Here is a 10,639-nt window from a genome sequence, read left to right on the forward strand (position 1 = left end):
ATTGGAGAGAGAAACGACAGAGGCTGAGAAAGCTTTATACCAGGCTTTTAAAGATTTAAGAAAAGAAGTAAAAGAACAGGTGGCAAAAATGGATGGTAAACCCGGCTTAAGTGAAAGAGAAAAGAAGATATATCATGACTTCAAAAAAGCTCTAAAAAATTCTGAAAAATTTATAGGTAAAGAGATTAAAGATATAGAGAAAGAATTTGAATAATAAAGTATTAATCAAGAACCTAATTTCAGGAACCCTTAATTAAGAAATAGTGAGTAGCAGAGTGGGAGGATTACGGATTGGTTAAAGCTGGTATTTTTAAACACTCTTTTGCACTCATAAAATAGGTTCTAATAGCGTTCAGGCCCCGCAGCATGGCACCGCCCGAGAGTTTTTCTCGGGTTTTTGTTTGTGGAAAATTAAGTTATAATTAAATAAAATAAGGAGAGCTTAAGCTCGCTTTTAGTTTATTCTTATCTTAATTTCGTAAAGTCAGCACCCGGTTTTTTTTCCGGAATGGTATTAGCTCGATTGTTAAAAACAATTGTTATCTACTGCGACTCTTTACTATAATAAAATAAACCCGAGCTTTTAAAAATTCTGTTAAGCTTATTTATAAATCCTTTAAAAATGCTAATTTTTCTATTAAAATTAAGAATATGAAAAGAGCCTTTATAACAGGCGTTTTAGGTTTTGTTGGGGCACATTTAGCAAAGAAATTATTAGAGAAAGGATATGATGTTATAGGTTTATGTTATCATCATAGGCCCCTAACCACTTTGAACCTTTTGGGTTTAGATAATAAAATCACAAGAATTTATGGAAATGTATGTGATAGAGAATTAATAAAAAAAGTACTGGTTAATTATGATATCGATAATATTTATCATTTAGCCGGAATTACAATAGTAAGTAAAGCCTTAAGAGATCCCTTGAATACCTTCAAAACCAATTGTATTGGAACAGCAACCCTTTTAGATGTTTGCAGAGATTTTAAAAATATTTCTTCTATTTTAATAGGATCAACAGATAAAATCTATGGTGAAGGCTTAGGTAAAACTGAAGATGATGTTTTGAATGCTAAAGGGATTTACGAAACCTCAAAAATATGCCTAGATTACATAGCCAGGAGTTTTTATCATATATATAAACTTCCTATAACTATAGCAAGAACTTGCAATATTTATGGAGAATATGATCTTAACAAGAGAATAATCCCCAATACTATAAAGGCATTAAAAAACAATCAACAGCCCGTGATCTTTAAAGATGATAAGTCAATGAGAGAGTATATCTATGTGGATGATGCTTGTGATGCATACATCATACTAAGTGAAAATATCAAGAGAAGTAAGGGTGAGGTTTTTAATATTGGAAGTGAAGAAGTCGCAACTCAAGATGAAATAGTCATGAGATTGATAGATATTTCTGCCGGACATATAGCACCAAAATTTGTAAAAAAGCCAGAAATATTTGAGATTTATCAGCAAACAATAGATTTTGATAAAATTAAAAAAACTTTCAATTGGAGGCCTTCTTACTCTCTCGATAGGGGTTTGAGGAGGACATGGGAAAGATGGAAATTTTAAAATTAAGAGCATGGAAATTCATACTGTTTGAAAGATTTATTTGGCTTCTAAACCCAATTTTTTATATAGTGCTCGTAAAAAAAATATTTTCACTGGGATTTATTCCAGATTTTTTTATTTTAGTTGCATCTATATTTTTTTTCTTTTCATTCTCAGTTTTGATAAATGATTATATTGATATGCCTTATGATATTAAAGTAAAAAAGAAGAGAGTTGTTCATAAATTACCTAAGTTTCATATTTTTATCCTTCTAATTTTTACTTTTATACTTTGTCTAATTACTGCATTTTTGATAGGAAAATTTTATTCAATTTTATATTTTATCGGCTTTATATTAGCAATTTTTTATTCTGTATTTCCGATAAGGTTAAAAGAAAGGGGATTTTTAGGAATATTAACTGATGTTATAATAGAACTTATTCCAGTTCTCTTTATATTCTCAGTCTTTTCATATTTTGGTTTTGATGCTATAGTTTTTATTTTATTCTATCTTTTTGTTCAAATAACTTCTATGATAGAGCATCAGATAAAAGATTATGATAGCGATTTAAAAACTCATACAAATACATTTACAGTAGAAAAAGGGCTTAAGGTAGCAAATAGATTAGTTGGTATTTTTTCTATGGTATCTGCTGGACTTCTTTTTATCCTATTTTATTTTTATCTTAAAATAGAATATGTCTATTTAATCTTACCTATCTGGTTATCACGATTTGTACTTCCAAATTCAGTTTTAAAGGAAAATATAGCCAGTTTTAAAGTCCCTTTCTATTTTGCTGATTTAGTATATGTAAGCTTTTTCCATATTTTAACACTCCTTTTATCTTTTCTTCTGACCCTAAAATTTTTACCATACTTATCTATTTTATTTTTCACACTTTTTTGTGACCTCCATTTTATTAAAGGATCGATTACCGCCAGAATAAGAGGACTAATATGAAAATAGCCATATGTTACAATAGATTTGATATAATGGGTGGAGCAGAAAGAGTGGTAATTAAAATAGCTAAATTATTTAATGCTGATATATTTACTTTGATTTATAGACCAAAAGAAATTTATAAGGAAGTTCAAGGGTTCAAGATTACAGATTTAAAAATTTTTGATTTACCAAAACAAAGAATATTTTATCCTTGGATATATAGCATTTTCAATGGTTTAGGGATACTAAAGTTCCGGTTATTAGATTTAAGTGGTTATGATTTGGTCATTACATGTGGAAGATTAGCATTCTTTGCAAAAGGTAAAAAAACAATACACGTTTGTATTAATATGGCGACTTTTGACTTTCAAGAACATTTATTAAACTATCTAGGGGAATCTTACGGAGCTCATGTAAAATTTATAGCCAATGTTTGGTGGGAAATAAAGAAATTATTAGAAAAATGGGCTGCCAAAAGGATTGATATAATAATAGCCATCTCAAAACATCTTCAATCTAAAATTAAAAGACATTATAACAAAGAATCTATTGTTGTCTACCCCTCAGTAAATATAAAAAAATTTAAATTTTGTAAATCAAAAGATTACTTCTTAAGCGTACAGAGATTGAGTCCAGAAAAAAGGGTTGAATTACAAATTGAGATATTTAAAAAATTACCTAAAGAAAAATTGATTATGGTAGGAGGCTATAAAGAAATTGAATATAAAAATAAAATTGAAAAAATAATAAGAAAATCAAAAAACATAGAAAGGGTAGGGAGTGTTAGCGAAGAAAAATTAATCGATTTGTATTCCCACTCTAAAGCCGTTATTCAGACGGGTATAGATGAGCCGTTTGGTATAGTGCCAATAGAAGCAATGGCTTCTGGAAAACCTGTTTTGGCCGTTGATGAAGGTGGATTTAGGGAGACTATATTAAATGGAGAAACTGGGATTTTGATAAAGAAACCTTACGTTGAAAATTTTATTAAAGCAATAAAAAACTTCAACTCTTATAAATTTAATCCCGAAGTTTGTATGAAAAGAACAAAGCTATTTTCTGAAGAAATCTTTATCAAAAAAATGAAAGAAGTAATTAAGAAAGTAATTAGTAATAGTTAACCTTTAGTTTATAGGAAATATAAAAAAATTTATTTATAAATTATTAAATATTCTCTCTCGTTAATTTAAATATGGAAGATGTTATTATAGTCGGCGCAGGCCCAGCAGGATTGGCCTGTGCATTAAGATTAGCTGAATCTGGAATATCTCCATTAGTACTTGAAAAAAGCAAAGAATTTGGTCGCAAGCCTTGTGGAGAGATGGTTACCGAAAGCTGTTTTAATTTTTCAATATGTGATTTTCTTGATAAAAGGATTATCGAAAGAAAAAGCATTGTTTTAGATTCCTGGAAAAGATTAACTAAAAATTTGAGAGTTTCGAATATTCAGGGAGCATTTATCCCTTCTGTTCTGCCAAAGAAAATATATGAAAAAAATATATTTCTTGTTGGTGATAGTTGTTCTCAGGTAATTCCATTTACTTACGGAGGGCTAAATTTTTCACTTATTAGTGCTTTGCTTATTTCTGAAGCAATAATAAAAAACAAACCAGAGCAATATTGGTTAAACTGGAAAAAAGTATTTTATAGACCAATGTTATTGTCATATCTAAAGAAAAAACTATTTTATAATTTTTTTATGAATAGGAAAAATTTGCCTGAAAAAGTAATAAGGTGGTTTTGGTAAGATTGAGAGAAGCCACAGAGAGAACTAAGAGAAGTTCTATGATAAAATAGTATTCAGGACTGAATAAGAATTACAACTCAAATTAAAATTATAGAATATGCACTACAATGGCTTAAAATACTATTATCTTAATGTAAAATTCCAAATCGAATAGTCGAAGAATTAATTAATTTAAAACCGACAGATGTGTATAGTTAAAACATTTTTTTGATGAAACTATTGACAGCATTAAAAAATACTTTTAGGGCAATAGTTGAGCCGAATAAAGCCTTTAAAAAAATTAAAAATGAAGATAGTCTTTCCCCGCTCTTGGTAGTTCCATTCTTAGCTGCTTTGAGAATTCTTTACATACTTTTACATATATTGGTGGTTCATTATGATGTTTTTCGTACGGTATATTCAAGTTTCTTTGATTTTTTGAGAAAAGAGATTGTTTTAACAGAGGGCCTTTTAATGGCTTATTGGTTTTTTTTAGTTTCTGTAGGTTTATATATATTTGCCAAAATTTTTAGAAAAAATCCAAATTATAAAGCAATTGAAATTGGTGTTTTTTATATTATGCTAACCCCAATATTTCTGATACCATTTGATATTCCCCACCTTTTGCTTTATTTATACAACGGCACAGGGGCAACATATCTTTTTGGCCCCTGTTTTCATACTTCTCTTGTAATGATTTTGATAATAGTTCCGATACAGTTTAGCTACTTATTTGAAAGATTCTACGGTATAAAAAAAAGATACACAATTTTACCTTCGATAATTTTTCCTGTTTGGATTAAATATTTAAGTTCCATTATATGGTCAAATTACCATCTTTATACAGGTTTAGTTTTATCTTCGCTAGCTCTTTTAATGGTTTTCTTTTATATTAAAAAAATGAAAAAGAGATTATTTTTGATATTATCTGTATTTATTTATGGAGCAGAACTATATTATTTTAGAATATGGATATAATTATAGAGTGTCCTGATTAAAAAAAAGCACTTTGTAATTTTTTTATTTTCTCGACTGTTATCAAATAGTCCGGGGTCAGGCTCCGGACTATTAAGTTTAGATAGCCGAGTTAAATATTAAAAAGTGAGCTTAGACCCGCTTTTTAGTTTATTTTTATCCTAAGAAAAGTCTTTCCTTCGATTCAATTTTTCCCAAAAGGCGCGGCTTTAAGCCGCGCCTTTTGGGTTCGCAGACTATCTACAAGTTGAAAGATTTAAAAAAAGATTAAAAATATGTTAAAATAAAAGAATCTCGGGAGCCGAGATGCCATTATAACCCAAAGATTTCGTGGGAATTAGAAGAAAAAAACAAAAATACATCTCTCTTAAGGAAGCGGCAAAGATTTCAGGCTATGCTCCTGATTATATTGGTTATTTAATTCGGAAAGGAAAGATTCCTGGCAAGAGAGTTTATTCTGGAGTTGCTTGCTTAACAACTGAGGAGGCGATAAAAGAATATCAGGAAAAAATCAAAAATCAAAAATCGAAAATAAAAAATAGAGAGCGAAGTATTAAATTGATTTACGATATTTTCCCTCCAGAAAAAATCAAAGAGGCGGCAAAAGAAATTACTGGATTTAAGCCTTATAGAACCAAAACTGCCAAGTTTTTTGCTATTAGTTGGCGCTTGGCTTTGGTAACCGGATTGATATTTTTATTAATCGTAATAAATCCAATTGAGGTCTTTCAGAAATTAATTGGGGTTTTCACCGAGAAAGAAAAAACAATAAATTTGTATTCTACCCTTTGTATGGGTAATTGGCAAAATCCTCAAAATGCTCAAGGCCAACCAGAAGTTTTGCCATCAGGAGACTTTAATTCCTTTTCTGAAACAAACTCAGCAGTTTATAAGGGAGGCCCATTAATTTTATTCTGCCAGAATTTCGCTCCAAATAGTGAAATAGAAACTACAAGTCCTGCGTTGATTGAACAACAAGAAGAAGGTAAGCCAACTTCGTTTTTTGAAAAAATTAAAAGATTTTTTGGAAATTTGACAGCTAAGGCTCAACAGATTCCAACTTTTGAAGAAATAAATAAAACTAAATTTTTATCAGCAAAGATTAAATTCTCCTTTGCCATCAATGAAAAAATAACTGAATTTACTCCTATATTAGAAGAACCCAGCCCAGAGATTCCTTCAACAATTGAATCAGTATCTCCACCACAAGAAGGAATAGAGGAGGAATTAGGGGAGATAGAATCGGAAATTGAATTTACGCCCGAGCTCTTGCATCCAATTGAAACTACCACGCCTCCAATCAGTTTTTGGAATAAAGTTAAAAATTTCTTTGGCACTCTAATAGTCAAAGCAAAGACAATCTTATCAAGAATTATTCCTGATATATTTGTTAGGGCAGAAGAGGAGATTTCAATAATTGAAACAGTTACCCCTCCTCAAGAAGCAATTATTCCGGAGGCTGGTCCCGAAATATGTGCAATTGATACTACTACTCCGCCAACTGAAGCGATAAGCCCGCCGCCCATAGAGGCCGAACCTCTACCGATTGAAGAAGAGCAAGAAGAATTACCTCAAGATATTCTTCCCAACCTTGATACAAAAATTATAATCTGGTATTCCTTGGATGGTGAACTTTGGTGGAGATTAGATACTATTTCTTCTTATCCTTTATCCAATGCTTTAAATGACGGATATTTTTCTTATGATGCGCCGTTTCTGGAAAACTGGGAAGATGTCAGAAATTTAAAAATAAAATTTGAGGGAGTGATTGGAAGAGAAACTAAAATTTTAGCTTATTTAGACAGTGTTTGGTTGGAAATAAATTATCAAGAACAAAAAGAAAAATCAGAAGAGCCCAAAAAAATATTTAAGATGAAAATTAAAGATAATTCTTTAATTTTTCCTCAATTACAAAAAGACTTTTTAATTAACGAAGAACCAATTTTTATAATCACTGAACCTGAATTAACAGTCGAAGAATTAATCGCCACTGAAAAAGTAGAGGTTATTGAGGAAATACTCCAGCTCCAAGAGCCAGAAGAAAGTTTCTTTGAGAAGATTAAAGAAAAAACAGGCTCTCTGAAAGAAAAAATTTTAGGACCAATTATTGAAAAAATATTGCCAGATGAAGTTAAAGCTCAGGAAAACAAAATCAAAGCTCAAATTTTTAGACCAGAAGGAAAAAAATTAGATATTTTGCCAGAAATTAATTCTTTTTTAAAAAATGGCAAAGAAGCCTTTGAGGTAAAAATTCCAAAACCAAAAAGAGGACTCAAACCTGGTCTTTATAAATTAGAAATAGAATTCGAAACAGCAGAAGCAATATTTATTGTTGAGCAAGATTTTAGCTGGGGAGTTTTAGCAATTAATACTAATAAATCAATTTATTTGTCGGGAGAAAAAACCTATATTCAGATGGCCGTGTTAGATAATCTGGGGCATACAATTTGTGATGCTTTACTTAAACTTCAGATTAAAAGCCCGAGATCTCAAATAACCACATTTTCGACAGAAGATGGAACCATCAAAAAATCTCCAGAGTGTGGACCAAAATCTGTTACCTATACTCCTGATTATTATACATATTACGATATCCCAGATGAGATTGGCGTCTATGAAATGCATCTAATAGCTGAGAGCAATAGGCAAAAAGGGGCGAGAGATACTTATGATTCCTTTGAAGTAAGAAGATCTGTTCCATTTAATATTGAAAGAATGGGGCCAACAAGGATTTATCCAAAAGCTAGCTATGAAATGAAAATGAAAATTAAAGCTAATAGAAGTTTTAAGGGAGGGGTGATAGAGAGAATACCCGATTCCTTTGTAATCATAGAGAAAAATGAAAAGAGAGAAGAGAAAAGGGAAGAAGAAAAATTGATTATCTGGGGTGTTGATTGGAAAGCAGGAAAAACTTATGAACTTTCTTATCAATTTAAAACTCCTAATATCAGTCCTTATCTTTATCTTCTAGGGCCTCTGCAAATCGGCAAATTTCAAGAAATTAAACAATGGCAGATTGTTGCAGATGCTCCGGATACCTGGGTTCAGACCACTCAGGCAGATTTTGATGCTGGAGTCTTAAATCAAGTAGATACATCAACTAATCCAGGAGACGTAATCCTGGATGAGCGTGATTGTTGGGGTAGCGGAGGCTCTTGTAATGCTAGCTGCCAGTATTCTACGAGAACCGGTCACACTGATCTTTATTCTGGTGATGGAGCTTGCTCAGCTACTGCTTCTTGTCCTAATGCCACCTATTATACATTTTCTGGTACCTGTAGCGGTACTGGATCAGGTTCTTGTTATATCCAAGGAAGTACGACCACTCGTTATACTTCTTGTACTCAAGGTTCTGGCTGTGCTGGTTCTTGTGGAGGAAGTTGCGGTCCCTGCTCTTTTTTTGGCAGCGAAAGTGAGTGTACCTTTTGTGGTTGTAGCTGGACTCCTTCTTGCACTGGCAGTTGCTCTTGCCCCGGAAAGTCAGAAAGTGTCTGTAACAACTGTAATGGCTGTATGTGGCTCAGTGGTGATTGCCAGGGAGAGTGTACCTGCTCTGGCACATCCCCAGCTTATTGTACTTCTTGTGGTTGTACTGCGAGCGGTTCTTGTGGTGGAAGTTGTGGTTGCGTTGGTAAAGCCCAGGATCTTTGTATCGGTTGTATGTGTAACTGGAATTGGACTCAGTGGAACTGGGATGCGAGTGGAGCCCAAACTAAAAGAACTGCTGGTACCCAATGTTCCTGGTACGACTACTACGCCTCAGGAACTATTGCTTCTCAGGTCCACGATTCAGGAAAGGCTGGCACTTTTTGGGGTGAGCTTTCTTGGAACGAAACCCTTCAAGCTAGTACTGATATTACCTTTGAAGTTAGAGCTTCAGATACCTCTTTTTTAAAAGGTGATGCGACACCATCGTGGACTGGTGTTGGAGGAAATTCACCAGTGGTTTCTGGATTACCATCTGGCAGATATCAGCAATGGCGAGCAACTTTGACCACTACAAATTATGGAAATACCCCCACTTTACACGACGTTACTATTACTTATACTTTAGCTACTAATATCTCAGGCACTGCCCAACAATATGATCAATCAACCAATGCGCCTGATTCTGAGACAGTTAAAGTAGCAATAAATGGCTTAGCTCAAACTCAAACCGGTAGCACTTCAACTGGATCCTGGTCCATTGATATTCCCTCTTCCTCAATAACTTCAGGGGATGTAGTTACTATCTGGATTGATGCTGTAGCTGATGCCAATGAAGCAGTAGCTGTTACCAAATATGATGGTACTGGCGACATTACTGGAATAAATTTATACGAAAGACATCTATCCATTGGGAGCGATGATAATCAGACAATTACTAATAGTAACTTAAACCAATATGACAATTCAGTTTCAAGCGATGAAGATATTTTTCATGAAGTTGATATTAACAACGATTTAACAGTACCTGCAAGCGGAACTTCTACCTATACAGATCAAGAGTTGATTATCAAAGCTAATAACACCCATCGACCAGATTCTGCCAGCTCAGGAAATGTTACTACTCCTAATCTTGAAATTAATGGAACTCTAACCGCTGATGGTAATACTATCAATTTAACTGCTGGTGGGACCCCATTTGTCATCAATGGAACATTTACTGCTTCAAGCTCAACTTTTCAATACACAGCAAATGCCGATACTAACATTACTGCCACTACTTATTACAATCTTGAATTGATTGATCCGCCAAAGGAGAGCCCTCGGCTCCCTACAGGGCAAGCACCGAAACAAGTAACAAGCAACAAGAGACAAGCAACAAGAGACAAATTTCAAACCCAAAATTCAAATAATCAAACGGTTTTCGGCAAGATTTATCAAGGTTTTAAAGAAAATCTTTTAAGATTTTTTGATTCATTGAAAAAACTTTTAAAAATCATAGCTGGTTACTTTAAAAACATTAGTAATATCTTCGCTAAAAGTCCAAAAATCATTTATGCTTTGGTTGAACCAGATAAAGTCCGTCCAGGAGATATAATGGCTGTTACTGCTGAGATTGAAGATGATTATGGAATAAAAGAAGTTAGAGCTGATATGGGAGAAATTGAAATCATTGATTTAAAATTAAAAGAAGGTAATCTCTACCAAGGGATTTGGGAGGCAAAGTGGCTAGTCCACGATGTAGAGCCAAGAGAATATATTACCACTATAACTGCTATTAACCAAAAAGGTAAAAAATCAAAAGTTACTTTAAAATGGAGCGACCCAATCTGGGATAGCACTGATTTAGAAACAAGAACAATTTCCTGTGATGCAACTGTAGTCGGAACAAATGTTCAGACAGATACAACCTACAGCAACATAGATTTAGATTTTGACCCAGCTACCGTCACAATATCAGAGATTAGATGCAAGGTTAATTTCACCAGTGTTAATGATGGCGCCTCTA

General features: G+C 32.9%; 7 protein-coding genes. All 7 read left to right on the forward strand.

Features of this window, described 5'->3' with window-relative positions; genetic code table 11:
* A partial coding sequence (locus KJA15_01045) for a hypothetical protein (protein MBZ9571909.1) occupies positions 1-214 on the forward strand: 214 nt, incomplete at its 5' end.
* 437 nt (positions 215-651) lie between these two features.
* Positions 652-1,581: a GDP-mannose 4,6-dehydratase gene (locus KJA15_01050; protein MBZ9571910.1), complete on the forward strand. Its 930-nt coding sequence runs from the start codon at positions 652-654 to the stop codon at positions 1,579-1,581.
* The gene (locus tag KJA15_01055; protein MBZ9571911.1) at positions 1,569-2,522 is read left to right on the forward strand and encodes a UbiA family prenyltransferase; all 954 of its coding nucleotides are present in this window, start codon (positions 1,569-1,571) and stop codon (positions 2,520-2,522) included. The genes KJA15_01050 and KJA15_01055 overlap by 13 nt, the downstream gene beginning before the upstream one ends.
* Entirely contained in the window at positions 2,519-3,625 is a 1,107-nt protein-coding gene (locus KJA15_01060) for a glycosyltransferase (protein MBZ9571912.1), read from the forward strand. Before KJA15_01055 ends, KJA15_01060 begins: the two co-directional genes overlap by 4 nt.
* Before the next feature lie 71 nt (positions 3,626-3,696).
* Entirely contained in the window at positions 3,697-4,251 is a 555-nt protein-coding gene (locus KJA15_01065) for an FAD-dependent monooxygenase (GenBank protein MBZ9571913.1), read from the forward strand.
* Positions 4,252-4,461: 210 nt separating this feature from the next.
* Positions 4,462-5,208 (forward strand): hypothetical protein, encoded by a 747-nt coding sequence (locus KJA15_01070; GenBank protein ID MBZ9571914.1) that lies wholly within the window; start codon positions 4,462-4,464, stop codon positions 5,206-5,208.
* Positions 5,209-5,535: 327 nt separating this feature from the next.
* A partial coding sequence (locus tag KJA15_01075; GenBank protein MBZ9571915.1) for a hypothetical protein occupies positions 5,536-10,639 on the forward strand: 5,104 nt, incomplete at its 3' end.

The sequence above is a fragment of the Patescibacteria group bacterium genome, from assembly GCA_020148145.1.
Lineage (GTDB): Bacteria > Patescibacteriota > Minisyncoccia > Minisyncoccales > JAHCRE01 > JAHCRE01.